Annotated in this window: 1 pseudogene; it reads left to right on the plus strand. The window is 51.4% G+C overall.

The window, feature by feature from the left end:
- Positions 1–528: pseudogene (locus tag E1180_RS21985) on the plus strand (hypothetical protein); the annotation flags it as partial.
- Positions 529–605: the final 77 nt, after the last annotated feature.

The following is a 605-nucleotide window of genomic DNA, read 5'->3' on the forward strand; positions in this document are numbered from 1 at the left end:
CCGCATCCGGATGACATAAAGGTACTGCCTGGCAAGGGTTTTAAGATTGCCGGGCCATCTGATGAAACTGAACTAAAAACGGTCAGAGAATGTTGCACCCTACGAGATGTACTGATTTTGCAGTCAGTGCTTGAGGAACGGATTGGAGAGCCGGCGGTTATCGCTTCGACAGTAAACCCCGAAGAACCTTTTGCCGGTGCGTTGGCCATGGTTCTAGCTCATATCATCAACAACAGCCTGCCCGAACGGTTCCAAAAGTCCGAAACGCTTCTCGCAAACGACTTTATGCGGCACAGCAGACTGACCAAGCGCGAATTGCTAAAAGAAACCCATCGTGCCTGGGCCGCGATCGGACGGCCGAAGCCAAGGGGATGGGTGTTGCCCCCCTATCAGCAATCGCTTGTGAGAATTGGGCAATATCTGTCCTTATGCGCCGACCTCTTAAAACTCGCGCAAGACGGCAAACTGAATTCCGACAGAGAAATTGAAGCTGAACTGCAGAACCGGATCTCACGAAACTTTGAATGATCATCACAGCGGAGACCATGCCAAAACAGTCACTTGAACTCCGAGTAAAGTGTCGGTCGGTCTCGGTGTTTAGCCAG

It is taken from the genome of Roseibium denhamense (assembly GCF_009711415.1).
Lineage (GTDB): Bacteria > Pseudomonadota > Alphaproteobacteria > Rhizobiales > Stappiaceae > Roseibium > Roseibium denhamense.